The sequence below is a fragment of the Kocuria salina genome (genome assembly GCF_013368965.1).
Classification (GTDB): domain Bacteria; phylum Actinomycetota; class Actinomycetes; order Actinomycetales; family Micrococcaceae; genus Kocuria; species Kocuria rosea.
Genome location: NZ_SSSF01000002.1, coordinates 83171 through 106754, shown reverse-complemented (window position 1 = coordinate 106754; position 23584 = coordinate 83171). Strand labels below are relative to the sequence as shown.

Annotated in this window: 23 protein-coding genes; 9 read left to right on the top strand and 14 right to left on the bottom strand. The window is 74.7% G+C overall.

Annotated features, from left to right (window positions below; all coding sequences use genetic code 11):
- Positions 1 to 46: 46 nt before the first annotated feature.
- Positions 47 to 1477 carry an ethanolamine permease gene (eat, locus tag E7Z53_RS04585; RefSeq protein ID WP_176337290.1) on the bottom strand — a complete coding sequence of 477 codons (1431 nt, stop codon included), beginning with the start codon at positions 1475 to 1477 and terminating at the stop codon, positions 47 to 49.
- A gap of 182 nt (positions 1478 to 1659) precedes the next feature.
- Here eat and E7Z53_RS04580 point away from each other — a divergent pair, with 182 nt between their 5' ends.
- Positions 1660 to 1800 carry a hypothetical protein gene (locus E7Z53_RS04580; protein ID WP_154676740.1) on the top strand — a complete coding sequence of 47 codons (141 nt, stop codon included), beginning with the start codon at positions 1660 to 1662 and terminating at the stop codon, positions 1798 to 1800.
- A gap of 170 nt (positions 1801 to 1970) precedes the next feature.
- Positions 1971 to 2729 carry a FadR/GntR family transcriptional regulator gene (locus E7Z53_RS04575; RefSeq protein ID WP_017832965.1) on the top strand — a complete coding sequence of 253 codons (759 nt, stop codon included), beginning with the start codon at positions 1971 to 1973 and terminating at the stop codon, positions 2727 to 2729.
- 63 nt (positions 2730 to 2792) lie between these two features.
- Here the strand turns inward: E7Z53_RS04575 and E7Z53_RS20965 are convergent, their stop codons facing one another.
- From E7Z53_RS20965 to E7Z53_RS04565, 3 genes are all read right to left on the bottom strand, one after another.
- Complete coding sequence (locus E7Z53_RS20965; RefSeq protein WP_017832964.1) at positions 2793 to 2894, bottom strand: MFS transporter small subunit; 102 nt, start codon at positions 2892 to 2894, stop codon at positions 2793 to 2795.
- A 1-nt stretch (position 2895) separates the two neighbouring features.
- Entirely contained in the window at positions 2896 to 4344 is a 1449-nt protein-coding gene (locus E7Z53_RS04570) for an OFA family MFS transporter (RefSeq protein WP_176337289.1), read from the bottom strand.
- 180 nt (positions 4345 to 4524) lie between these two features.
- Positions 4525 to 6828 (bottom strand): glycosyltransferase, encoded by a 2304-nt coding sequence (locus tag E7Z53_RS04565; protein WP_176337288.1) that lies wholly within the window; start codon positions 6826 to 6828, stop codon positions 4525 to 4527.
- Between the two features lie 385 nt (positions 6829 to 7213).
- Between E7Z53_RS04565 and E7Z53_RS04560 the strand changes: the two genes are divergently transcribed.
- Complete coding sequence (locus E7Z53_RS04560; RefSeq protein ID WP_109269226.1) at positions 7214 to 7864, top strand: helix-turn-helix transcriptional regulator; 651 nt, start codon at positions 7214 to 7216, stop codon at positions 7862 to 7864.
- A gap of 381 nt (positions 7865 to 8245) precedes the next feature.
- Positions 8246 to 9667, top strand: a complete 1422-nt coding sequence (locus tag E7Z53_RS04555; protein WP_176337287.1) for an FAD-binding oxidoreductase — start codon at positions 8246 to 8248, stop codon at positions 9665 to 9667.
- Positions 9668 to 9676: 9 nt separating this feature from the next.
- On the opposite strand, the gene E7Z53_RS04550 is transcribed toward E7Z53_RS04555, so the two are convergent.
- Genes E7Z53_RS04550 through E7Z53_RS04540 form a run of 3 tightly spaced genes read right to left on the bottom strand, consistent with a single transcriptional unit; the run spans position 9677 to position 12773 of the window.
- Complete coding sequence (locus E7Z53_RS04550; RefSeq protein WP_176337286.1) at positions 9677 to 9988, bottom strand: AzlD domain-containing protein; 312 nt, start codon at positions 9986 to 9988, stop codon at positions 9677 to 9679.
- Entirely contained in the window at positions 9985 to 10719 is a 735-nt protein-coding gene (locus E7Z53_RS04545; RefSeq protein ID WP_176337285.1) for an AzlC family ABC transporter permease, read from the bottom strand. The genes E7Z53_RS04550 and E7Z53_RS04545 overlap by 4 nt, the downstream gene beginning before the upstream one ends.
- On the bottom strand, positions 10716 to 12773 hold the full coding sequence (locus E7Z53_RS04540) for a glycoside hydrolase family 15 protein (RefSeq protein ID WP_017832957.1): 2058 nt from the start codon (positions 12771 to 12773) through the stop codon (positions 10716 to 10718). The genes E7Z53_RS04545 and E7Z53_RS04540 overlap by 4 nt, the downstream gene beginning before the upstream one ends.
- Positions 12774 to 12871: 98 nt before the next feature.
- On the opposite strand from E7Z53_RS04540, the gene E7Z53_RS04535 reads away from it, so the two are divergent.
- The 3 genes from E7Z53_RS04535 to E7Z53_RS04525 all read left to right on the top strand — a co-directional run bounded on the left by E7Z53_RS04535 (position 12872) and on the right by E7Z53_RS04525 (position 15727).
- Positions 12872 to 13183, top strand: coding sequence for a metal-sensitive transcriptional regulator (locus E7Z53_RS04535; protein ID WP_017832956.1), 312 nt, complete (start codon positions 12872 to 12874; stop codon positions 13181 to 13183).
- Positions 13184 to 13227: 44 nt separating this feature from the next.
- Complete coding sequence (locus E7Z53_RS04530; RefSeq protein ID WP_017832955.1) at positions 13228 to 13437, top strand: heavy-metal-associated domain-containing protein; 210 nt, start codon at positions 13228 to 13230, stop codon at positions 13435 to 13437.
- A 67-nt stretch (positions 13438 to 13504) separates the two neighbouring features.
- Entirely contained in the window at positions 13505 to 15727 is a 2223-nt protein-coding gene (locus E7Z53_RS04525; protein WP_255219453.1) for a heavy metal translocating P-type ATPase, read from the top strand.
- 83 nt (positions 15728 to 15810) lie between these two features.
- Here the strand turns inward: E7Z53_RS04525 and E7Z53_RS04520 are convergent, their stop codons facing one another.
- From E7Z53_RS04520 to pdxR, 4 genes are all read right to left on the bottom strand, one after another.
- Positions 15811 to 16002: a hypothetical protein gene (locus tag E7Z53_RS04520; protein WP_017832953.1), complete on the bottom strand. Its 192-nt coding sequence runs from the start codon at positions 16000 to 16002 to the stop codon at positions 15811 to 15813.
- A gap of 219 nt (positions 16003 to 16221) precedes the next feature.
- On the bottom strand, positions 16222 to 16671 hold the full coding sequence (locus E7Z53_RS04515; protein ID WP_017832952.1) for a hypothetical protein: 450 nt from the start codon (positions 16669 to 16671) through the stop codon (positions 16222 to 16224).
- Positions 16672 to 16731: 60 nt separating this feature from the next.
- Complete coding sequence (locus E7Z53_RS04510; protein WP_176337283.1) at positions 16732 to 17322, bottom strand: DUF308 domain-containing protein; 591 nt, start codon at positions 17320 to 17322, stop codon at positions 16732 to 16734.
- Positions 17323 to 17389: 67 nt separating this feature from the next.
- Positions 17390 to 18940, bottom strand: a complete 1551-nt coding sequence (gene pdxR, locus E7Z53_RS04505) for a MocR-like pyridoxine biosynthesis transcription factor PdxR (protein ID WP_052132834.1) — start codon at positions 18938 to 18940, stop codon at positions 17390 to 17392.
- Positions 18941 to 19034: 94 nt separating this feature from the next.
- Here pdxR and pdxS point away from each other — a divergent pair, with 94 nt between their 5' ends.
- On the top strand, positions 19035 to 20000 hold the full coding sequence (gene pdxS, locus E7Z53_RS19970) for a pyridoxal 5'-phosphate synthase lyase subunit PdxS (RefSeq protein ID WP_017832949.1): 966 nt from the start codon (positions 19035 to 19037) through the stop codon (positions 19998 to 20000).
- Entirely contained in the window at positions 19997 to 20599 is a 603-nt protein-coding gene (gene pdxT / locus E7Z53_RS19965; RefSeq protein WP_017832948.1) for a pyridoxal 5'-phosphate synthase glutaminase subunit PdxT, read from the top strand. Before pdxS ends, pdxT begins: the two co-directional genes overlap by 4 nt.
- A 25-nt stretch (positions 20600 to 20624) precedes the next feature.
- On the opposite strand, the gene E7Z53_RS04495 is transcribed toward pdxT, so the two are convergent.
- The 3 genes from E7Z53_RS04495 to E7Z53_RS04485 all read right to left on the bottom strand — a co-directional run bounded on the left by E7Z53_RS04495 (position 20625) and on the right by E7Z53_RS04485 (position 23570).
- A complete protein-coding gene (locus E7Z53_RS04495; protein ID WP_176337282.1) occupies positions 20625 to 21509 on the bottom strand; it encodes a TPM domain-containing protein in 885 nt (294 codons plus the stop codon).
- Positions 21510 to 21644: 135 nt separating this feature from the next.
- A complete protein-coding gene (locus tag E7Z53_RS04490; protein WP_176337281.1) occupies positions 21645 to 22538 on the bottom strand; it encodes a universal stress protein in 894 nt (297 codons plus the stop codon).
- A gap of 39 nt (positions 22539 to 22577) precedes the next feature.
- The gene (locus tag E7Z53_RS04485) at positions 22578 to 23570 is read right to left on the bottom strand and encodes a universal stress protein (protein WP_035925393.1); all 993 of its coding nucleotides are present in this window, start codon (positions 23568 to 23570) and stop codon (positions 22578 to 22580) included.
- Positions 23571 to 23584: the final 14 nt, after the last annotated feature.

The window sequence follows — 23584 nt, the reverse complement described above, 5'->3', positions numbered from 1 at the left end:
CGCTGGGGTGCTGGGGTCGCTGGGCGGGGAGTCGGGCGGGACGGGGTCAGTGCAGGTCCGCCTCGGCGGTGCGGATCTGCGCGAACTCCTCCTCGGGGGCGTGGCCCACGAGGCGGTGGCGGCTGTAGAACCAGTAGTAGGCGAGGAAGACGATGAACACGAGCGCGGTGATGGACGCGGCGAGCACGTCGACCAGGAACGTGGCGACCACGGCCACGAGCGCCAGCACCAGGGCGATGCCGGTGGTGACCACGCCGCCCGGGGTGCGGTAGCCGCGCGGGAGGTCCGGCTCGCGCAGCCGCAGCACGATGTGGGAGAGGTTCAGCAGCACGTAGGAGACGGTGGCGCCGAAGACCGCGATGTTGATGAGCAGTCCGCCGTCGCCCGTCACGGCCGCGAGCACGAAGCCCACGGTGCCGGGCACGATGAGGGCGACCCACGGGGTCCGGCGCTTGCCGGTCAGCGAGAGGAACCGGGGCAGGTACCCCGCCCGGGAGAGCGCGAACAGCTGCCGGGAGTAGGCGAACATGATGGAGAAGAAGCTCGCGACCAGCCCGGCCAGGCCCGCGTAGTTGACGATGTTCGCCATCGCGCTGTCCGCCCCGGCGACCGTGCGGATGGCCTCCGGCAGCGGGTTGTCCGAGGTGCTCATCGCCTCCGACCCGGCCGCGCCGGGCACCAGGACCAGCATGAGCGCACCCGAGACCAGCAGGAAGGCCATGGCCACGATGATCCCGCGCGGCATGTCCCGGCGGGGGTCGGCGGTCTCCTCGGCGGCCAGCGGCACGCCCTCGATCGCCAGGAAGAACCAGATCCCGTAGACCAGGGCGGCCATCGCCCCCGCGTAGCCCATGGGCAGGAACGCGCTCGCCCCCGCGGCGTCGTTCGGGACGATGTCGAAGAGGTTGGCGGCGTCGAAGTGCGGCACGAGCGCGACGACGGTCACCCCCAGCGCGAGGACCGCGACCACGGTGATCCCGAACATCAGCTTGAGCGCCTCGCCCACTCCGTACATGTGGATGCCCATGAACACCAGGTAGGTCACGAGGTACACGGGCCAGGAGTTGGTGATCCCGAGCAGGCCCAGCGCCTCGATGTAGCCGCCGATGAACGTGGCGATCGCCGCCGGGGCCACGGCGTACTCGATGAGCACGGCCATCCCGGTGGCGAAGCCGCCGAGGGGGCCGAGCGCCCGGCGGGCGAAGCCGTACCCGGCGCCCGCCGTGGGGAGGGTGGAGGAGAGCTCGGCGAGGCCGAAGACCATGCAGGTGTACATGAGGCCCATGAGCACGAAGGCGATGAGCAGCCCGCCCCACCCGCCCTCGGAGAGCCCGATGTTCCAGCCGGAGAAGTCCCCGGAGATGACGTAGGCGATGCCCAGGCCCGCGAGCAGGACCCACCCGGCGGCCCCGGAGCGGAGCTGGCGGTGCTGGAAGTACTCGTCGGTGCGGGTGGGCTGTGCTGGGGATTCGGGCATGGGACGATCCCTCCGGGATTCCACAAAGGTCTGAAAACAGACGTTTGGCGCGAGTGGTCACAGTCTGTGGGCTGCCCCGTGCCCCGTCAAGACCCCGCGGCGCACGGCCGGGCGGCCGCCGGGCCGGGCACGGGACCGCGTCTCGGTGGAGCCGGCCTCCCGGATGCCGCAGAATGGTGGGCATGAACCAGACCACGTCCTCAGCCACTGACCGCCCCGGCCGCGCCCGCTCCTGGGCCCTCATCGCCATCACGGCGGGCTTCCTCGTCTCCGCCGCCCTGATCATCGCGGTGGGCGTGGTCGCCATCGACCTCACCCACTAGGACCTCGGCCGGCCGTCCCGGCCGGAGGCAGCGGCGCGCCGTCCGGACCGGGCGGCGCGCCGCTGCTGCCCGTGGCCCCGGCCGGCGCGGTGGGCGGGGTCCCGCCGGAGGCGGTCCCCGGGGACCGTGACACCATGGGCGCACGTCGCACCGCAGGGAGGAGCGCCACCGTGAGCGATCCCGTCCAGCACCCCCGCATCCGGCCCGTGCGCCAGGGCAACGCCTTCGAGGAGGCCGTGGAGCGGATCCTCGACTCGATCCGGCTCGGCCTGTTCCGCCGGGGCGAGCGGCTCCCGCCCGAGCGGGAGACCGCGGCGATGCTCGGAATCTCGCGCGCCACGCTCCGGGAGGCCCTGCACGAGCTCCAGGTCGCCGGGGTCCTGGAGGTGGTCCGGGGCCGGTACGGCGGGACCTTCGTGACCGGTCGCACCGCCCTGCCGGACGAGGCCCTCCCCCCGGTGGACCCCGCGGACGTCGAGGACGTGCTCGTGTTCCGCGCCGTGGTCGAGCCCGCCGCGGCGGAGCTGGCCGCGGCGGCGTCCCTCAGTGCGGCCGCCCGGGAGCACCTGCTCGCGTGCCTGCGGCAGGTCGAGGAGAGCGCCCCGGAGGACTACCGCCCCGCCGACGCACGCTTCCACATCGCGGTGGCCGAGCTGGGCGGCTGTCCCAGCCTGGTCCGCGCCGTCGCGGAGGTGCGCTCGCGGGCCAGCGACCTGCTGGACCGGATCCCCGTCCTGCCGGTCAACCTCGAGCACTCCGACCGCCAGCACCGCGAGCTCACCGACGCCGTCCTGGCCGGCGACGCCCCCGCCGCCCGGGCCGCCTCCCTCGCCCATCTGGAGGGCACGGCCGCGCTGCTGCGCGGTTTCCTCGGCCACGCCGGGCAGTCCGACGACGACGCCCCCGGGGACGACCGCGGCCCGGTGTGACCCGCCGCCCGAGCAGCGGCCCGGTCAGGACGCGCCCGGCCAGTCAGCCGGTCGTTCAGCCGGTCAGACGAACAGCGCGGTCACCCGCGTGAGGGTCATCGTCACTCCGTAGGCGAGCGGGACCCCGACGAGGACCCAGCCCAGTGCCAGTCGTGCACGGCTCATGTCATGCCTCCTTCGGGGAGAGCTCGGTGTCGGACGTGCGCGGGGACTCGGTGCCGGCCTTCCCGGAGGACTCGGCGCCGGACGCCGCGGTCCGACGCTCGGGCTCGTGGTACTTGGCGTCCACGGGCTTGACCAGGAGGTTGGCGACGAAGCCGACGACCAGCAGGCCGACCATGGTCAGCAGCGCCGGCTGGTACGCCTGCGCCGTGAGCTCCCCGGGGGTGCCCTGGGCGTCGAGGAACGCGTTGACGATGAGGGGTCCAGCGATGCCCGCGGCGGCCCACGCCGTGAGCAGGCGGCCGTGGATGGCCCCCACCTGGAAGGTCCCGAAGAGGTCCCGCAGATAGGCCGGCACCGTGGCGAAGCCGCCGCCGTAGAACGAGATGATGACGAAGGCCAGCAGCACGAACAGCAGCGTGGAGGTCGAGCCGAACAGCGCCAGCACGGTGTAGAGGACCGCCCCGACACCGAGGTAGACCATGTAGATGCGCTTGCGGCCCAGCACGTCCGAGGTGGTGGACCACACGAAGCGCCCGCCCATGTTGCCGATGGACAGCAGGCCCACGAAACCGCCGGCCACGGCGGCCGTCACGAGGGAGGCGCCGTCCGCCTGGCGGAAGAAGTCCTGGATCATGGGGGCTGCCTGCTCGAGGATGCCGATGCCGGCCGTCACGTTGCAGAACAGCACGATCCACACCAGCCAGAACTGCCGGGTGCGGATGGCGTTGCGGGCCGAGACGTGGTTCTTGGTGACGAGGGCCTTCGACTCGACCTTCGAGGACTCGAACCCCTCGGGCTTCCAGTCCTCCGCCGGAACCTTGATCGTGAACGCGCCGAAGAGCATGTAGGCGAGATAGACGACCGCGAGGGTCAGGAACAGCTTGCCGACGGCGTTCCCGCTCGCCACCCAGCCCTCGGTGCCGGAGTTCGGGTCGTAGAAGTTGAGCAGGGCCGCGGAGAGGGGGCTGGCGATCAGCGCGCCGCCGCCGAAGCCCATGATCGCCATGCCCGTGGCGAGCCCGGGGCGGTCGGGGAACCACTTGATCAGCGTGGAGACGGGCGAGATGTAGCCGATGCCCAGGCCGATGCCGCCGATGACCCCGTAGCCCAGGTAGACGAGCCAGAGCTGCTCGGTGAAGATGCCGAGCGCGCCGACCAGGAACCCGCCGGACCACAGCAGCGCCGCAGTGAACATGGCCCTGCGCGGCCCGCCGGTGTCCACCCACGTCCCGAAGACGGCGGCGGACAGGCCCAGCATGACGATGGCGATGGAGAAGATGATGCCGATCTGGGTCAGGCTCGCGTCGAAGTGCGCCACCAGCGCGTTCTTGTACACGCTGGTGGCGTAGGCCTGACCGATGCACAGGTGCACCGCGAGGGCGGCCGGCGGTATGAGCCAGCGGTTGAATCCCGGTGGTGCCACCGAGTGCTGCCGATCAAGCCATCCCATGCCCCGACTCCTCATCTGGTGCGGACACTGCGCGAAGGGCGCGTCCGGGACGGAATTCGCACGTCCCGGACGCGCCCAAGGGTGAAGCATGTCACACGGACGGGAGAACTGGAAAGCAACCTGCCGACCGGCCGCGCCGGAGCGGGCCGGAGCGGGCCGGAGCGGGCCGGAGCGGGCCGCTCATCCTCCGCGCAGGGCCCGCCACGCACGCCGCCAGAAGGCAAGGAAGCCCTTCTCCGCCACGACCTGCTTGAGCCGTTCGATCTGCCGGGTCTGGGCGCGGACCACTTCCAGGAGCTCGTGCGCGAGCTCCTCGGCGGCGTCCAGCCTCCGGTGCAGGGCGCCGGCCTCCTCCGCCGCGGCCCGCCGCAGGTAGAGCGGCAGGCCGATCCCGTGCTCCGCGCTCCACTGCCTGAGATGGCGCTCGCGCACCGCCGCCTCGCCCCGCGCCAAGGCGCGCCCGTCGGTCCGGTCCCGCCGGGCGGTCGGGCGCGCGGGGAGCAGGCCCACGGTGAACGTCTCCAGGAAGCGGAGCACGAACTCCCAGCGCTCCGCGGCGCCGATGGTCTCGTCGTAGTCGCCCAGCACCCCGTGCACCGCGCGCCGGTACAGGAACGGCGCGTCGACCGCGGTGCGGTCGCCGTCCAGCACGTCGGTGAGGGTGAGGGCCTCCCGGTCCGTCGGCACGAGATTCCGTCCCGGCCGACCGGCCGGTACGTCTCGGCCGGTCCCGGGCGGATTCTCGGTCGGCACCATGACCCCGTCGTCGGTCACGAGGGGATCCTCGAGGTGCGCCACGGCGCGCTGCAGGAGCTCGGGCGGCCAGGGCTCCGAGCCGTCGTGCAGGACGACGAGTTCAGACTCCCCTGCCCGCAGCCCACGGTTGGCGGCCGCCGCGGCACCGAGGGCCCTGCGGTGGTGGAGGACCGTCGCGCGCCCCGCGAGCTCGTCCCGGCGCGGCGCCAGGACCGCGTCCACCTCGGCGGGGTTCCCGCCGTCGTCCACGAGGACCAGTCGCCAGTCGGTGAACGTCTGCGCCAGGAGGTCGTCGACGGCCCGGCCCAGGCGCGCCGGGGCGCCGTGGTGCCGCAGCAGGACCGCGACGGTGGGCCGTTCGGGCGGCACCGTGGGAACGGTGTACCGGCGGCGGAGGGCACGCACCACCGGGGCACCGACCCCGCGCGGCGCCGCCACCGTTCCTACCGCGGGCCGGGGCTCCTGACCGCGGAGCGCCCCGGCCACGTCGTCCCACCACCGGGCCGCCGCTTCCCGGACCGCCGGCTCGGCGTCCGCCAGCGCGGCGCGCACCGCCCCCCGGTGCTCCACGGCCTCCGCCGCCCACTGCTGGAGGGCCGCACGGGTGTCCCACGCCACGTCGCCGGGGGTGAGCAGCGCCGCCAGGGGAACGACGGCACCTTCCAGCCCCCAGCGGCTCAGCACGCCGTTCATGTCGTCCATGGAATATTTGTCCGGACCCACCGGGAGGACGACGGCCCGTGCCGCGAGGCCGAGGGCCGCACCGCGGGAGCAGGTGGTCAGGACCCAGTCCGCCCGGAGCGCCTCCGTGCCGGCCTCTCCCGGAGCCGCGCGCACCCGGTGGACGTCGCCCGGAAGCAGCGCGGCCACGTCCGCCGCGAACTCCTCGTCGGCCGGGGCGCCGCCGCATGCCAGGAGCGTGACCGCTGCGCCCGTCCGGTGCACCAGCGCGTCCAGCAGGGCGGCGAGCACGGGGGCGAGCCGCTCCGGCGGGAAGGGACCGGCCGGCCGCCGCACTGCGGCGAGGATCCGCGGCGGCCCCGCCGGCGCCCCCGGCTCCTCCGCCGACCCGCCCAGCTCGTCCTGCCGCTCGGCCCGTCCGTCCGGATCCGCCGACTCCGCGGCCGGCCCCTCCCACTCCTCCTGCGCCCGCCCGGCCGGGGAGCTCCACTCTCCTGGGCGACGTGTCGGCCCGTCCTGCTCGAGCGGCCGGGCCGGGGCGGCGGGACGCGGGAGGAGGAGCGCGTCCTCCCAGCCGACGCGCAGGCCGGGGTGCTCGGGGCACAGCCGGCGGGCCACCGCCAGGGACGTCTCGTCCCGCAGCCCCACGAGGGAGGCGACCGGGAGGAGCCGGCGCACGATCTCTTCCGGGACGGCATCGGGGTCGAGGGCCAGGCCGGTGACGACGACCGGCCGGCCCGCCGCCGCAGCGGCTCTCGCCCGGTCGAGCCAGAGGAGCAGCCCGGTGTCGCCCACGGGAGCATCCGCCCCGGGACCGGCCAGCAGGAGCGCCTCCGCCTCGGACCGCGGTGCGGGATCGCCGCCTGCGGGCCCGTGCTCCCGGAGGCCCTCCTCCCCTGCGGTCGTGTGCACCGGGTCCGCCCCCGGATCGAGGAGCCGGGGGGCGAGGCCGCGCAGGGAGAGCTCCTCGAGGATTCCGCGGAGCTCGCGAGCCGCTCCCGGCCGGAGTCCCTGCCCGCCCGATCCCGGGAGAACGTCGGTGTGCATGACGGTACGGACCTTTCCTCGACCGGTGCGGGCTCCCCCATTCTTCCAGCCGCACCGCTTCCGCCGGCCCCGGCCCCGGCACGGCCCGTCGGGCGGCGTGCGGTGTGCGAAGTTGCAGGTCCGCACGGAATCGCCTTGCCCGCGCGCGGGCGGGTCCGCCACTGTGGAGGAACACACTGCACCATCTCCGCCGGCGGCGACCGCACGGAGGACCCCCTGCCCCGATGGCCCCCGCCACACCGCCCTGTATTCCACAAAGGACATATGGGCGTTCGGCGCCGGTCCCGCCGCAGGACACGGCCCTCCCGCTGCCGGAGCGGACCGGCGATCCCCGGCCGCGGAGATCCCGCCCACCTCACAGCGGGAGACGTCGAGGAGCCCCACCATGTTGAACGCCGCCGTGATCAGCCCCCAGCCCATGACGCGCATCGCGATGCAGCGCGAGGCCCTCGAGCACCCCGAGCACGGCGTGCGCGTGAGCGCGGTGGCGGGCAGCGTCCCGGAGTTCCTGGCCGAGAACCCGGCCGAGGAGATGGTGGTCCTGCTGAGCCTGAACACCCTGGACGGCCGCAACCTCGTGCAGAACGTCACGGACCTCACCGCGCAGGAGCACACCGTGGTGGTGCTGGTGCCCCCGGACGACCTCGCCCGGGTCCGTTCCGCCTTCACGTGCGGGGCGGCCGGTGCCGTGGGCAAGTGGGAGCCCATCCGGACCGTCTTCCGCACCATGCGGCTCTCCCGGCAGCTGGGCCACTTCGTGAGCGACGTGCTCCAGTCGGCTCTGGCCGAACTGCCCAGCAGAGCTCCCGCGAAGCTCTCCGCCCGGGAGCGCCAGGTGCTCGCGCTCTACGTGGACGGACTCCAGGAGCAGGAGGTGGCCGCGCTGCTGGAGATCGCCGAGTCCACGGTGGAGGAGCACCTCAAGCGGATCCGCCGCAAGTACGCCGCGGTGGAGCGGCCGGCCCGCACCAAGCTCGAGCTCTACAAGCGGGCCATCGAGGACGGGATCATTCCCCCGGTGCTGCCGCTCGCCTGAGCACCGGATCGGACGTTCCCCGCGTCCACGGGCCGTCCCGTCCGGCCCACGCCCGTCCGGCCCACGCCCGTCCGGCCCACGCCCGTCCGGCCCACGCCCGGCCAGGTGCGCCCGGACCGTCGTGCCCGGACCGTTGTGCGCGGACCGTTGTGCGCGGACCGTTGTGCCGGGCCGGGGACGCTCCTACCCTGGAGACAGCACCACTGTGCGCCGTTCCGCATCCCCCCGCACCGGAACTCCAGCCCCGGCGGGGTCGAGCGCCCGGACCGCTCCGAGTCCGCCCGTGACCCTTCCGGCATCGCCGACGACGGTCCGCGCACCGCCGTCGAGCACGAGCACCAGCCCGGGGGCGCGCGCCCCCGCCCACAGGAAGCCAGCCCCATGAATGCCGTGGACCGCGGGGAGCACGACCAGGAGATCGCCCGAGAGCTCGCGAGGCTGCGCACCCATCTCACCGGGACGCTGGTCGAGCCCGACGACCCGCTCTACGACGAGGCGAGACGGGTCTGGAACGGCATGGTCGACGTGCGGCCCCGCGCTGTCGTGCAGGCCGGCGCGGTGTCCGACATCGACCCGGTGCTGGCCGCCGCGCAGCACACGGACCTGCCGCTGGCGGTCCGCGGCGGCGGGCACAACGTGGCCGGCCACGGCACCGTGGAGGGCGGGCTCGTCCTGGACCTCGGCGCGCTGCGGCGGGTCGAGGTGGACCCGGGGACCCGGCGCGTGACCGTGGAGCCGGGCGCCACCCTGGCCGACGTCGACCGCGCGACCGTCCCGCACGGTCTCGCAGTGCCCCTCGGCGTGGTGAGCGCCACCGGGGTCGCGGGCCTGACCGTGGGCGGGGGCATCGGCTGGCTGACGCGCAGCAACGGCCTGAGCCTCGACAACCTCGTGGACGCCGAGGTGATCACCGGGACCCGGGAGCACCTGCACGCCAACGCGGAGCACAACCCGGACCTGTTCTGGGGGATCCGCGGCGGCGGGGGGAACTTCGGCGTCGTGACCTCCTTCACGTTCCAGGCCAGGGAGCTGCCCGCCTCCGTGCTGGGCGGGAACCTGTTCTACCGGCGCGAGCACTGGCGCGCGGCCCTGCAGGCCTTCGCCCGCTGGACCGACGACCTGCCGGACGAGATGAACGGCATCGTCTCGATCCTCCGGCTGCCGCCCAGCTTCGGGATGGGCGACGAGCCCTGGCTGATCATCGCCTTCGCCTGGATGTCGCCCGACCACGCCGAGGGCCTGCGCCTGGTCGACCGGCTGCGGGCCGACGCCCCGCCGGACGAGGAGGAGGTCGGCCCGGTGCAGTGGACCGAGTGGCAGTCGGCCATGGACGTGCTCTTCCCGAAGGGGGCCCGCGGCTACTGGAAGAACGCCTCGTTCTCCCGTCTGGACGACGAGGTGGTCGACGCCCTGCTCGGCGCCGCCTCGGAGATCACCTGGTTCGGCACGGGCATCGACATCCACCACATGGAGGGGTTCTTCGGGCGGGTGCCCGCCGGCGCCACCGCCTTCCCCAACCGGTCCGCGCGGTACTGGCTCAACGTCTACGGCTACTGGCCGGACGCCGCCGACGACGCCCGCCTCACCGCGTTCGCCCGGAAGGCCCACGCCGCCGTGGAACCGTTCGCCGACGCGGGCCTCTACGTGAACTTCCTCGGTGCCGAGCACGGCCCCGTCACGCCCGAGACCGCGCGGCAGGCCTACGGGGAGCGGACGCACCGGCGTCTCGTCGAGCTGAAGAACCGCTACGACCCGGGCAACCTGTTCCGGCTCAACCACAACATCCTGCCGAACGTCGCCTGACGCGAGGCGTCAGGGCGCGCCGAGCAGCCGGAGCACGGCCGCCGCGACCGCCCCCAGCACCACCACCAGCAGGAACGGGGCCCGCAGCATCAGGGCCGTCCCCGCCACGAGCAGCGCGCCCAGCCGGGCGTCCAGCACCAGCTCCCGGCCGGAGCCGAACGCGTTCATGACCACGAGCGCGGCGAGCAGGCCCACGGTGACGGTGCCGGCCATGCGCCCGACGCGCGGGTCGTCCAGCACCCGGTCCGGCACGAGGTAGCCGATGAGCTTCAGGGCGTAGGCGAGCGCGCACGCCCCGAGCACCCAGAACCACATGCTCACGCCTCCGTCCCCTCGGCGCCGGGGCCGGACGCCGCGCCGGACGGGGCCGGCCCGGGCCCGCGGGAGCGGCCCAGGAACGCCGCGACCACGGCGGCCACGAGGATCGGCAGGCCCGCCGGCAGCACCGGGATCGTCAGGGCCGTGACGAGGCCGCAGACCACCGCGACCGCCACGGGCTCCCGGGCGCTCAGCCGCGGCCACAGCAGGCCCAGGAACGCGGCCACCGCGGCGCCGTCCAGGCCCCACCGCGCGGGATCGCCGAGGGCGTTGCCCAGCAGGGCGCCCAGCACGGTGAACAGGTTCCAGAGCGCGAACACGCCCAGGCCCGCGGTCCAGAAGCCCCGACGCTCCTCGACGGGGTGGACCTGGGAGGACGCGGCCGCGTTGGACTCGTCGATGGTCACGTGCGCGGCGAGGAGCCGGCGCCAGCCCCGCGGGCGGACGAGGGCGTTCATGCTCATCCCGTAGACGGCGTTGCGGATCCCGAGCAGCGTGGCGGCGCCCAGCGCCGAGGCCCCGGCCCCTCCGCCCGAGACCACGCCGATGAAGGCGAACTGGGAGCCGCCCGTGAACATGAGCGCGGACAGGGCGACGGTCTGCCAGAAGGTCAGTCCCGCCGCCACGGACAGGGCGCCGAAGGAGATGCCGTACAGCCCGGTGGCCACGGACACGGACAGCCCGATCCGGACCGCCGGCGAGGACCGCCAGTCGACCGGAGCCGCGTGGCTCACGAGGCGCCTCCGGCGACGGCGGACGACCCGCCCGTGCCGGCCCCGGCCGCAGCCGGGGTCTCGGCCGGGCTCTCGTGCGGCGCCGCCGGGGCGCGGCGCCCCTGGGCGGCGTCGAGGGCGTCCAGGGCCTGGACGAGGGCGAGGTGGGTGAAGGTCTGCGGGAAGTTGCCGGTCATCCGCCGCTGCTCGGGCGACCACTCGGTGGAGAGCAGCCCGAGGTCGTTGGCGCGGGACAGCACGGAGTCCACGAGCTTCCGGGCGCTGTCCGTGCGGCCCGAGCGCGCGTACTGGGCGGCGAGCCACAGGGACGCGCCGAGGTGCGGGTTGTCCTGGCCCGGAAAGCCGTCCACCCCGATGACCCCGGCGTACGCGTCGGGGTCATCGGGGTCCACCGGGCCCAGGACGTTGCGGTAGCGGTGGATGAGCCCGCTGGGGTGCCGCAGCTCCTCCTCGATCCGCCGCACGGTGCCGAGCATCCGCTCGTCGTCGTAGGCCACGAACCCCACCTGCGGCAGCTGGAGCAGGGAGGCGTCCACGGTCTTCGCCCCGTAGTACTGCACGAAGGAGCCGACCTCGGGGTCGTAGCCGCTGGTCCAGATCTCCTCCGCGAGGGCGTCCCGCAGCTGCTCCCACAGCTGCGCGTCGCCGGGCAGGCCGTGCACGCGCACGGCGTCCACGCCGCACTGGAGCGCCGCCCACATCAGCACGCGGGAGTGCGTGTAGTACTGCCGTTCGCCGCGCATCTCCCAGAGGCCCTGGTCCGTGACCTCGTAGTTCTCCACGACCGAGCGCAGCATCGCCTGCTGCAGGGGCCAGGAGAGGTGGTCCTCCACGGCGCCGCGCCGGCGGAGCTTCTCGAACACCACCATGACGTGCCCCACGGCGTCCGACTGGTGCTGGCCCGCGGCGCCGTTGCCCTCGCGGACCGGCCGGGAGCGCTCGTAGCCGGGCAGGTCGAGCTGGTGCTCGCGCCCGCGGCGCTCCCCCGCGACCCCGTAGATGTTCTGCAGGTCGTGCGGGTCGCCCGCCACGGCGCGCAGGAGCCAGTTGCGCAGCTGGGCGGCCTCGCGGTCGTGGTCGTGGTCGAGCATGACCTCGAGGGCCATCGCGGCGTCCCGCAGCCAGGCGAAGCGGTGGTCCCAGTTGCGCTCCCCGCCCACCACGTCCGGCAGGGACGTGGTGGGGGCGGCCACGAGCCCGCCCGTCTCCTGGTGCATCAGCGCCCGCACCACGAGCAGCGAGCGCCGGACCACGTCCGAGCGCCGGGCCACGGCGTGGCCGCGGACCGGGACGATGTGCACCGGCTCGTCCTCCCCGACGGCCGGCGGGGAGTACAGCCCGGACCAGTCCTGCCACAGCTCCACGGTCCGGGTGAGCTGCTCGTTGACGTCGACCGGCGCCGGGGGCGTGCGGTGGGACGGGAAGTGCGTGAGGACGAAGTCCCGTGCCTGGCCGGCGGAGACGGTGAAGGTCCCGCGGTGGCGGCGCTCGTCGTCGTCGTCCGTGGACTCGGGGAGGGGCTCACCGCGCAGGACGAGGGCGTCCGGGCCGGCCATGGCCACGAGCATGGGGGGCGCGGGGTCGCCGCCGCCGGGGTCCTCCTCCCCCTCGAAGCGGCTGACCCAGGGGACCACGGCGCCGTAGCCGAAGCGCACCCGCAGCTCGTGGTACATCTCGACCTCGCCGGTGAGGCCCTCGACGCGGCGGACCACGTCCGTGCGGGAGGTCAGCGGGAGGAAGTCGGTCACGCGCACGGACCCCGAGTCGGTGACCCACACGGTCTGCAGCACGAACGTGTTCTCCACGTAGAACCGCTCGGCGACCTGGGCGCCGCTGTCCTCCTCGTCGAGGACCTCGCCGTCGGCCCCCTCCGCGACCGTGCACGCGGGGGCGAGCAGCCACCGCCCGTGGTCGGGCTCCCCCAGCAGGGCGCCGAAGACCGAGGGGGAGTCGAACCGGGGCGCACACAGCCAGTCGATGGACCCGGTGCGGGAGACGAGCGGACCCGTGCGCATGTTCGAGAGCAGGGCGTAGTCCTCGATCAGTGAAGCCATGCCTCAAGATTGGCACATCGCCGGGCCGCGGCGGACCGGCCGCTTGAGCTATACCCCCAAGGGGTATACAGTGGCTGCAGGACGACCGAGGAGGACCCATGACCCAGACCCCGCCGCACGGGTACACCCAGGACAAGGACGCGTACCTCAAGCGCCTGCGGCGCATCGAGGGCCAGGTCCGGGGCATCCACCGGATGGTCGAGGAGGACAAGTACTGCATCGACGTCCTCACCCAGATCTCCGCGATCCAGTCGGCCCTCAAGGCCGTGAGCCTGGGCCTGCTGGACGAGCACCTGAGCCACTGCGTCGTGGGCGCCGTCGAGGCCGCCCAGGAGTCCGGGGACGTCACGAGTGTCGACGACAAGCTCCAGGAGGCGTCCGCGGCCATCGCGCGCCTGCTCAAGAGCTGACCCACCCCGCTGAACCACCCCACCGAAACCCCGAGGAGCCCATCGTGCAGACCACCGTCAACGTTTCCGGAATGACCTGCGGCCACTGCGTCAGGTCCGTCACCGAGGAGCTCACCGAGCTGGAGGGCGTCGAGTCCGTCGACGTCGACCTCGTGGCCGGCGGGGTCTCCCCCGTGGTCGTGACGTCCACCCGCGAGCTGTCGGCGGCCGAGATCGAGGAGGCCGTCGAGGAAGCGGGGTACACCGTTGCCTGAGACCCGCACGCCCGTCCCCACCGAGGTCGCCGGGCCCCTGCGCACCCTCGAGCTCGAGATCACGGGCATGACGTGCTCCTCGTGCGTCAGCCGGGTCGAGAAGAAGCTGGGCAGGCTCGACGGCGTCGACGCCTCCGTCAACCTCGCCCTCGAGACCGCCACCGTCCACGTCCCCGCGGGCGTGAGCGACCAGCAGGTCGTCGAGACGGTCGAGAAGGCCGGGTACGGGGCCGTCCTCAAGAACGCGCCCGGGGGCGACGACGCAGGCGGCCCGGACGGCTCCGACGCCATGGCCCGGGTCGCCGGGCGCGAGGCGTCCTCGCTGCGCTCGCCCGAGTCCCTGCGCCGGCGCCTCCTCGTGGCGGCCGCGCTCTCCCTCCCGGTGTTCGTGATCTCGATGCTGCCCGGCTTCCAGTTCCCGCACTGGGGCTGGGTGGTCGCGGCCCTGAGCCTGCCGGTCGTGACGTGGGCGGCGTGGCCGTTCCACCGCTCGGCGGCGGTCAACGCCCGGCACCTGACCTCCACCATGGACACCCTCGTGTCCCTGGGCGTGTCCGCCGCGTACCTGTTCTCGCTGTGGAACCTGCTGCGCGAGCCCGGCATGACGGCCGGCGCGATGCTCGGCCACGCGATGGACATGAGCGGGCACCAGCTCTACTTCGAGACCGGCGCCCTGGTCACCGCGTTCCTGCTGCTGGGCCGCTACCTGGAGGCCCGGGCGAAGGCCCGCTCCGGCGAGGCGCTGCGCGCGCTGCTGGAGCTCGGCGCGAAGGACGCGGTGGTCCTGCGGGACGGCTTGGAGACGAGCGTGCCCGCGGAGCAGCTGCGCCCGGGGGACCTGGTCGTCGTGCGCCCCGGCGAGAAGATCGCCGCCGACGGCGTGGTCGTGGACGGCCGCTCGGCCGTGGACACGTCCCTGCTCACCGGCGAGTCCCTCCCGGTGGAGGTGGAGGTCGGCGACACCGTCACCGGCGCCACGATCAACACCAACGGCCGGCTGCTGGTCGAGGCGACCCGCGTGGGCGCCGACACCACCCTGGCCCAGATGGGCCGGATGGTGTCCCGGGCGCAGGCGAGCAAGGCCCCCGTGGCACGGCTGGCCGACCGGATCTCCGGGGTCTTCGTCCCGGTCGTCCTGGTGATCGCCCTCGCCACGCTGGCCGGCTGGCTCCTGCTGACCGGGGACGTGAACGCGTCCTTCGTGGCCGCGGTCTCCGTGCTCGTGATCGCCTGCCCCTGCGCCCTCGGCCTGGCCACCCCCACGGCCCTGCTCACGGGCACGGGGCGCGGCGCGCAGCTGGGCATCCTGATCAAGGGCGCCGAGGTGCTCGAGGACACCCGCACCGTGGACACCGTGGTGCTGGACAAGACGGGCACCGTCACGAGCGGGCAGCTCTCCGTGGCGGCCGTGACGCCCGTGTCCGGGTACTCCCGGGACCAGGTGCTGGACCTCGCGGCCACCGTGGAGCAGCACTCCGAGCACCCCATCGCGCGGGCGGTCGCCGCGGCCACCCCGCACCGGTTCCCGGTCTCCGGGTTCGTCTCGGCCCCCGGCGGCGGCGTTCGCGCGCACGTGGCGGACGGGATGCACTCCCGCTCGGTGGTGGTCGGGCGCACCACGTGGCTGTCCGAGAACGGCGTGCGCCTGGACGGCGCCCAGCTCGACGCGCTGCGCCGCGCCCAGGAGGGCGGGTTCACCACGATCCTCGTGGCCGTCGACGGGGCCCTCGTCGGCTTCGTCGACCTGCGCGACACCGTCAAGGACGACGCCCGCGAGGCGGTCGCCCGGCTCAAGGAGCTGGGCCTGCGGCCCATGCTGCTGACCGGCGACAACGAGCCCGTGGCCCGGGCCGTCGCCGCGGAGGCGGGCATCGCCGCCGAGGACGTCGTGGCCGACGTCAGCCCGGAGGGCAAGGTCGCGGTGGTCCGCGATCTCCAGGACGACGGCCGCGTGGTCGCCATGGTGGGCGACGGGGTCAACGACGCCGCGGCCCTGGCGCAGGCCGACCTCGGGATCGCGATGGGCGCCGGCACGGACGCGGCGATCGAGGCCGCGGACATCACGGTGGTGCGCAGCGACGTCGGGTCGGTGCCCACGGCCATCGCCCTGTCCCGCCGGACCCTGTCGATCATCAAGTCGAACCTGTTCTGGGCCTTCGCCTACAACACGGTGGCCATCCCCGTGGCCGCCGCGGGGCTGCTCAACCCCGTGATCGCGGGTGCCGCCATGGCCTTCAGCTCCGTGTTCGTGGTGCTGAACTCGCTGCGGCTGCGGAGCTTCGGCCGCTGAGCCCGCCGGACGCGACGACGCCCCGGGAAGGACCATCGGCCCTTCCCGGGGCGTCGTGCGTTGTGTCAGGCGCTGGTCCGGGGTCAGACGGAGCCCGGGTCGACCGGGCTCTCCTCGTTCTCCTCGAGCTCGGGCACCTCGGACTTGTGGTCCTCCTGGGCCACGTCCGTGGGGTCCTCGTCGGCGCCGTCCTCCTGCTGGTCGGCCATCCGCTGCTGGACCTTGCGCTCGAACTCCTCGTCGCCCTCGGTGGGCGGTTCCGGCTGCTGGCTCATGCTGGTTCCCGTCGTCCGGTCTCGAGCAGGGCGCGGGTTCGGGCCCTGCTGCTCAGGTGCCGTCCCAATCTACCCAGCGCCCGGCCGGACGCGACAGGGCTGTCCACCGGAGCGGGTCCCTCCCGGGAGCGGGCGCGGAGCGCGCAGGGCCCCGGAACGAGCGGGACCCCCGGGCGCGCGGGGTCCGGCTCGTTCGGGGGCCTCAGGCAGGCGGGATGCTCAGGCGCGCGGGGCGGGGCCGTCGTCGTCCGGGCCGTCCGCCGGGGCGGAGCCGTCGGCGGGGCGGCGGCCGAGGAGGTCCTCGCCCTCGGTGTCGGGCCGGACGCGCTGGCCGAACTCGGCCTCGCCGGGGGGCCGCGCGGCGGCCTGCCGCCGGGCCCGGGCCTCGGCGTAGAGCTTGGCCGAGGAGCGGTTGACGCCCGTGCCCGCGCCGAGGTGGGGGTCGTTGGGCTTCTCGACGATCATCAGCGTGGCGCTGATCACGAGCGTCACGATGAACGCGATGCCGGCGGCGATGAAGGCGAGGTCCAGGCGCAGGGCGTTGTCCGTGCCGCCGCTGGCGAAGATGCCCACGGCGACGAACGCGATCGCCGCGAGCACGGCGGACAGGATCAGGGGGCCCTTGACGTCGGCCCGGAAGCCGCCTCTCGAGCCCTTGCGCTGTGCCACTGGTCCTCCTCGTGAGCTGATGTCCCCGGCGGGCCGGGGCCTGCCGTGCGGTAGCCCAGTCTACGCGGTCCCGGCGGGGGCCCGTCCCCGGCGGTCCTCGTGCCGGAGCGTGAGGGCGGCCAGCAGGTGGGTGACGCCGATGACCACCGCGGCGGCCCCCACCACCCCGAAGAGCGCCTTGGGGCCGAGGTCCACCACCAGGACGAGACCGGTGGCGGCGAGGACCGTGACCAGCCCGGCGATGGTCCAGTCGCGGCCCAGCGGGAAGGTCGTTCGGAACTTCAGCCCGAGCGCCAGCTCCGTGAGCCCGGCCAGGCCCATGATGGACGCCGCGTAGACCACGAGCCACGCGGGGGTGTCGGCGCCCAGGATCGTGAAGACCCCGCCCAGGAGGTACAGCACGCCGTAGGACTGCGGGATCTGCCGGGTGGGGCCCATGTCCACGTGGTCGTTGCCGTTGAGGCGCAGCTGCAGGAGCACGCTCGCCGTGCCCGTGAGCACGAGGTACAGCCCCACGCCCCAGGCCACCACGGGCAGCGTCGGCTCCTGCCAGAACACTGTCACGGCGCCGAACACCAGCGCCACGAGCGCGCGCAGCAGCGTGGGCGCGAACAGGTCGCGGTGGATGCCGGTGCTCGGGTCGGGGTTCACGGTGCGCCTTTCGGGAACGTGCTCGCGGGAGGGCCCCGGCGGGGAGGCCCGCGGGGCACCGGCCAGTCTAGCGACCGCGTGCGGGGCCGGGCGCCGAGAGCACCCGGGCCAGGACCGCGAGGGCGTCCGGCAGGGCGTCCCCCTCCGGGGCGGCACCGGTGGCGCCGAAGCCGACGACGACACCGTGGCGGCCGCCCCCCGCGCCGTGCGCCCAGTACGACCCCAGCGCCGCCACCCGCACACCCGCGGCCGCGGCCCGGTCCACGACGTCCTGCTCCGCCAGCGGCACCTCCCCGGTGAACTCGAGGACGGCGTGCAGCCCCCCGTCCATGGGCACGGCCCGCACCCCGTGGACCCCGGCGAGGGCAGCGGTGAGCAGGTCCCGCCGGCGCCGGTACTCCCGCCGCATCCGGGCGGTGTGCCGGCGCAGGCCGCCGTCGGCCAGGAAGCGGGCCATGGCGTCCTGGGCGACCGCGGAGGCCGGGTTGCCGAGGTCCGTGCGCAGCCGCAGCAGGTCCTCCCGGAGGGCGGGCGGGGCCAGCAGGTAGCCGACCCCCAGCCCGGGCGCGAGGACCTTGGTGAACGAGCCCAGCGTGGCCACGTGGCCGCCGGCGCCGAGCAGCCGGCCGGGGGCGGGGGGCTCCGGGACGGCGCCCGGGGCGTGGTCGAGGGAGGACAGCGCGGGCAGCGGCTCGCCCACGTAGCGCAGCTCGGAGTCGTAGTCGTCCTCCACGATCAGCGCGTCGTGGGCGCGCGCCCAGCCGAGCAGCTCGAGCCGGCGGGCGGCGGGCATCGACGCCCCGAGGGGGTACTGGTGGCTGGGGGTGACGATCACGGCGTCCGGGGGCCGCTCGATCTCCCACTCCCCCGGGCCGGCCCACGCCCCGGACGGCAGCCGGGCGGGGTCGAGGCCCTGGTCGTCGATCGGCACCGGCAGCACCTCGTGGCCGAGCCGCTCCGGCACCCGGCGCAGCGAGGGGTAGCCGGGGTCCTCGACGGCGACGCGCAGCCCGCGGCCCGCGTGGCCGCCGAGCACCGCGAGCAGCAGCTGGAGCCCGTCCCGCGCGCCCGCCGTGACGAAGAGGTCCTCGGGGTCCCGGACCACGCCGCGCATCAGCCGCAGGTGCTCGGCGATCTGCTCGCGCAGCGGCTCCGAGCCCTGGGGCGGGGGCGCCCCCGTGCCGGCGGCGGCCGCGGCGTCCCGCCACGCGGCGCGCCACTGCGGGGTGGCCAGCCGTCCGGTGTCGGGCCGGCCGGGCGTGAGGTCGATCATGGGCCGCTCCCGGGTCCGGCGCCGCGGCGCCGCGGCCGGGCGGGGGCCGGGCCGGGCCGCCGGGGGCTCCGTGCGGGAGCGGGCCAGGTCGGGGTGGACCACGGTGGCGCCGTTGGTCGCGTGCAGATAGCCCTCGCCGTGGAGCTGGTCGTAGGCGGTGACCACGGAGCCGCGCGAGATCCCCAGCCGGGCGGCGAGCCCGCGGGTGGAGGGCAGCGCGTCCCCCGGGCGCAGGGTCCCGGAGACCACCAGCTCCCGCAGCTGCTGGACGAGCTGGGCGGGCAGCGGCGCGGGATCGGCCCGGTCCACGCGCACGGGCAGCTCGACGTCGTGGGGGTGCCGCACGGTCCGCTCCTCTCCCTCGGAACTCCTGTGGTCCAACAGATTCTATCGATGGTGGACCTGTCGGTGGACCACTTCCGGCCGCAGGATGGACTCCATGACCGATCTGCAGACTGCCCATGCCCAGAACCCTGCCGGCGGCACCACCCGCCCCACCGCCTCGGACGCGACCCCGCTGACCGGCTCCCCGCTCGTCAAGCGCGGCCTCGCCGACATGCTCAAGGGCGGCGTCATCATGGACGTCGTCACCGCCGAGCAGGCCCGCATCGCCGAGGACGCCGGCGCCGTGGCCGTGATGGCCCTCGAGCGCGTGCCTGCCGACATCCGCGCCCAGGGCGGCGTGGCCCGCATGTCCGACCCCGACCTGATCGAGGGCATCCAGGCCGCCGTCTCCATCCCCGTCATGGCGAAGGTGCGCATCGGCCACTTCGTGGAGGCGCAGGTGCTCGAGCACCTGAAGGTCGACTACATCGACGAGTCCGAGGTCCTCTCCCCCGCCGACTACGTCAACCACATCGACAAGCAGCGCTTCACCGTCCCGTTCGTGTGCGGGGCCACCAACCTGGGCGAGGCCCTGCGCCGGCTCGCCGAGGGCGCCGCGATGATCCGCTCCAAGGGCGAGGCCGGCACCGGCGACGTCTCCGAGGCCACCAAGCACATCCGCACCATCCGCGGGCAGATCGCCGAGCTGCAGGCCCTCTACCGGATCTCCCCCGACGCCCTCTACGTGAAGGCGAAGGAGCTCGCGGCCTCCTACGACATCGTCCTCGAGGTCGCCCGCACCGGGAAGCTGCCGGTCGTGCTGTTCACCGCCGGCGGCGTGGCCACCCCCGCAGACGCCGCCATGATGATGCAGCTCGGTGCCGACGGCGTGTTCGTGGGCTCCGGGATCTTCAAGTCCGGCAACCCCGCGGCCCGGGCGCAGGCCATCGTGAAGGCCACCGCCTACTTCGACGACCCCGAGAAGATCGCCGAGGCCTCCCGCGGGCTCGGCGAGGCGATGGTCGGCATCAACGTGGGCGACCTCCCCGCCCCGCACCGGCTCGCGGAGCGCGGCTGGTGAGTTCCGCGCCCCGCGTGGGCGTCCTCGCCCTCCAGGGCGGGGTCGCCGAGCACGCCGCGATGCTGCGGGAGCTGGGCGCCGAGCCCGTGCTCGTGAAGACGGCCGAGCAGCTCGCCGGGCTGGACGCGATCGTCCTGCCCGGCGGGGAGTCCTCCACCGTGGACCGGCTGCTGCGCCTGTTCGGGCTGCGGGAGCCGCTGCGGGACGCCGTGCTCGGCGGCCTGCCCACGCTGGGCACGTGCGCCGGCCTCATCCTGCTCGCGTCCGGCATCGAGGACCCAGCCCCCGGCCAGCAGACCCTCGAGGTCCTGGACGTCACCGTGGCCCGCAACGCGTTCGGACCCCAGACGGCCTCCGAGGAGGTCGTGCTCGCGTGGGGCCGCGGCGGGGACGTGGTGCGCGCGGCCTTCATCCGCGCCCCCGCGGTGACCCGCGTCGGCGAGGGCGTCGAGGTCCTCGCCCGGCACCGGGGCGAGGTGGTCGCGGTGGCGAGCGGCGCCGTCGTCGGCATCTCGTTCCACCCCGAGCTGACCGGGGAGACCACGGTGCACCGGCACCTGCTCTCCCTTGTGGCCGCCCGGCGCGGACTCCCCGCCTGAGCCGCCCCGCCCCGTGCGGGGCGGCTCAGTAGCTGCCGGACGCCCCGCCGCCGGTGAATCCGCCGCCCCCGCCGAACGAGGAGCCGCCCTGCCCGTCCCCGCTCGTGCCTCCGCCCGAGCCGCCGGAGTACAGCCCCGGGTTGGCCAGGTAGAGCGGGAGCCACACGGCCGGGTTCGTGACGGCGTCCGGCTTGCGGTGGTGGTAGCGGTACGTCCGGTACGCCGCGTGCTGCTCCTCGGTGAGCCGCAGCTCCGGGTCGCGCTGCCGGGCCGCCCGCAGCTCCTCGTCGGCGATCCGGCGCCGGCGGCGGAGGTCCGCGGCGATCCACCACGCCACCAGCACGCCGACCAGGCCGAAGCCGCCCGCGACCCAGCCGAGCAGGGCCCAGTCGAAGGGCTCCCGCGGCGGCTCCCCGCCCTGCGCGTAGACGTGGATCTGCTCGACGGCCTCGCCGAGGCCCTGCGCGTAGCGCTCGTCCGCGAAGGCCGGCGCCAGCACGTCCTCCACCACGCGTTCCGCCTCGTCGTCCGAGAACCGCTCGCGCACCCCGTCCGCGGTCTCGATCCGCAGCTCCCGGTCCCCGGTGGCGGCGACCACGAGCACGCCGTTGTCCGCCCCGGCGTCGCCCACCTCCCAGGCGGTGGCGACCTCGCGGGAGTAGTCCTCGATCGACCCGGTCGCCTCCTCCACCGTGAGCACGGCGACGCGTGCGGCGTCCGTGCCGGCGCCGCGGTCCTCGATCAGGGCGTCGAGCTCCTGCTCCTGCGCGTCCGTCAGGACGCCGGCGGAGTCCAGGACGTTGGACCCGGCCGGCCGGGCGGGGACCTCCACCGGGTCCGCCGTCCCGCCCGCGCACCCGGTGAGCGCGGCGAGGGCCAGGGCGGTCGCGGCGAGTGCTCTGCGGTCCACGGTGTGCTCCCGTCCGTCCGCGGGCGCTCCGCGGGCTCGTCCCCAGGATGGCCCGCCGGCACCGCTCGGCGGATCCGCCCGCAGGAGGAGCCCCCGGTCCTGGACGGGCGGGGGCTCCTCCTGCGGGCGGACGGTTCAGCTCTTCCGGCGGTTCGGGACCACCATCACGGGGCCCTCGCCCTCCTGCAGCACGGCCTGGGAGACGGAGCCCATGAGCAGCCCGCGGAACCCGCCGTAGCCGCGGCTGCCGACCACCACGAGCTCCGCCGACCGCCCGGCCTCCACGAGCTGGTCCGCCGGCTGGCCGGAGAAGACGAACGTCTCGACGTCCAGCTCCGGGTGGTCCTCCCGGACCGACTCCGCCACCTGGTCCACGAGGGACTGTGCGGGCTCGGTGAGCTGCTCGCGCACGGCCCGGTCCAGGTCCGCGGAGCCCGTCGGCATGCTCAGCGCCTCCGGCACCACGGTGACCAGCGCCAGGCCCGCGCCGTGCCGTGCGGCGTACCGCCCGGCCGCCAGGACGGCCGGGTTGTCCCGGCCGAGCCGGTCCACGCCGACCACCACGCGGCCCGCGAAGGGGCCGGTCGCCCCGCGGGCGTCCCGTGCCCGCGGGTCCCAGCGGTCCGGGAGGACGATCACGGGGCACTTCGCGTGCGCCGCCGCCGCGGCCGTGACCGATCCGAGGCGGCCGCGCACCCCGCGCCGGCCCCGGCGGCCGAGCACCAGGGACGCGGCGTCCTCCGACTCGTGCACCAGCACCCCGGCCGCGTCACCGCGCTCGACGACCGCGACCGCGGGGACGCCGGCGTCCCGGGCCCGGGTGACGGCGGCGGCGGCGACCTTGTCCGCCTCCTCCTCGATCGCCTCCAGGAACGGCCCGTAGAGACTGGGGTCCACGGCGACGGGCCGGCCCATGGAGACCACCACCCTGAGCTCGCCGGCGAGGGTGCCGGCCTCCTGGATCGCCCAGTCCAGGGCCCGTTCGCTGTTCTCGGAGCCGTCGTAGCCGACGACGATCTGTTCCGGCATGGGGTGCCGCCTCCTGGTCTCGCCGTGGGGGTGGGGTGCTCAGGGGCGGTGCGCGGGCACCACCATGACCGGGCCGGTGGCGTTCTCCAGCACCGCCTGGGAGACCGAGCCGAGCAGCAGCCCCCGGAAGCCGCCGATGCCGCGGGAGCCCACCACGACCATGTCCGCGGAGTGCGTGGCGTTCATCAGGATGCGGGCGGGTCGGCCCACGAAGATGTGGTGCTCGACCGTCAGCTCGGGGTGCTGCGCGGCGATCTCGTCGGAGATCTGGGTGAGCTTCTGGTCCGCCTCGTGGAAGTACCGGGCCTGGTTGAACTCGTCCTGGAACCAGGAGGGCGTGCCGGACAGGGCCCCGTTCACGGAGACCAGCGCGAGGGCCTTGCCGTGCTCCTGGGCGTAGGCCACGGCCTTGCCCAGCGCCGGGCTGCGGGAGCCGAGGGCGTCCAGGCCCACCACCACCCGGCCGGTGAAGTCGATCTGGTCGGCCTTGACCGGCCCGTCGGCCTCGAGCGCGAAGTCGCCCGCGCTGCCGCCGCGCCGCTCGGGGTGCCGTTCGGGGCTCCGGGTCTCGGCGGCCTCGGGAACGATGATCACCGGGCACTTCGCGTGCGCGGCGACCGCCGCGGACACCGAGCCCAGCCGGCCGCGCAGGGCGCCGCCGCGGCCGCGCTTGCCCATGACCACGAGCGCGGCCTCGCCCGACTGCTCCACGACGGCCTTGGCGGCGTCCCCGCCCGCCTCCACGACCTCGACGGGCAGCCCCGCCTGCTCCACGGTCTGCCGGGCCTCGGCCAGGTGGCCGGCGTTCTCCTTCATCACGGCCTCGGTGAAGCGCATCTCGAGGCCGGGGTCCCCGACCCCGATGACCGGATAGGCGCCGAGCAGGCGCACGGTCAGGTCCTGGGCGCGGGCCTCCTCGAGGGCGCGCTCGAGCGCGTGGCGGGCCTGGTCGGATCCGTCGATGCCGACGAGCACGACGTTGTGCCCGGAGTCGGCGGTGGGCTGGTTCTCTGCGCGAGGATCACTGTTCATGTCTGCATCGTAGG

Coding starts and splice junctions, on each gene's coding strand:
- E7Z53_RS04560 (WP_109269226.1), top strand. CDS start 7,214: ATGTTGAACGCCGCCGTGATCAGCCCCCAGCCCATGACGCGCATCGCG.
- E7Z53_RS04520 (WP_017832953.1), bottom strand. CDS start 16,002: ATGAGCCAGCAGCCGGAACCGCCCACCGAGGGCGACGAGGAGTTCGAG.
- E7Z53_RS04485 (WP_035925393.1), bottom strand. CDS start 23,570: ATGAACAGTGATCCTCGCGCAGAGAACCAGCCCACCGCCGACTCCGGG.
- E7Z53_RS04540 (WP_017832957.1), bottom strand. CDS start 12,773: ATGGCTTCACTGATCGAGGACTACGCCCTGCTCTCGAACATGCGCACG.
- E7Z53_RS04535 (WP_017832956.1), top strand. CDS start 12,872: ATGACCCAGACCCCGCCGCACGGGTACACCCAGGACAAGGACGCGTAC.
- pdxS (WP_017832949.1), top strand. CDS start 19,035: ATGACCGATCTGCAGACTGCCCATGCCCAGAACCCTGCCGGCGGCACC.
- E7Z53_RS04555 (WP_176337287.1), top strand. CDS start 8,246: ATGAATGCCGTGGACCGCGGGGAGCACGACCAGGAGATCGCCCGAGAG.
- E7Z53_RS04525 (WP_255219453.1), top strand. CDS start 13,505: ATGACGTGCTCCTCGTGCGTCAGCCGGGTCGAGAAGAAGCTGGGCAGG.
- E7Z53_RS04490 (WP_176337281.1), bottom strand. CDS start 22,538: ATGCCGGAACAGATCGTCGTCGGCTACGACGGCTCCGAGAACAGCGAA.
- E7Z53_RS04580 (WP_154676740.1), top strand. CDS start 1,660: ATGAACCAGACCACGTCCTCAGCCACTGACCGCCCCGGCCGCGCCCGC.
- E7Z53_RS20965 (WP_017832964.1), bottom strand. CDS start 2,894: ATGAGCCGTGCACGACTGGCACTGGGCTGGGTCCTCGTCGGGGTCCCG.
- E7Z53_RS04570 (WP_176337289.1), bottom strand. CDS start 4,344: ATGGGATGGCTTGATCGGCAGCACTCGGTGGCACCACCGGGATTCAAC.
- E7Z53_RS04565 (WP_176337288.1), bottom strand. CDS start 6,828: ATGCACACCGACGTTCTCCCGGGATCGGGCGGGCAGGGACTCCGGCCG.
- eat (WP_176337290.1), bottom strand. CDS start 1,477: ATGCCCGAATCCCCAGCACAGCCCACCCGCACCGACGAGTACTTCCAG.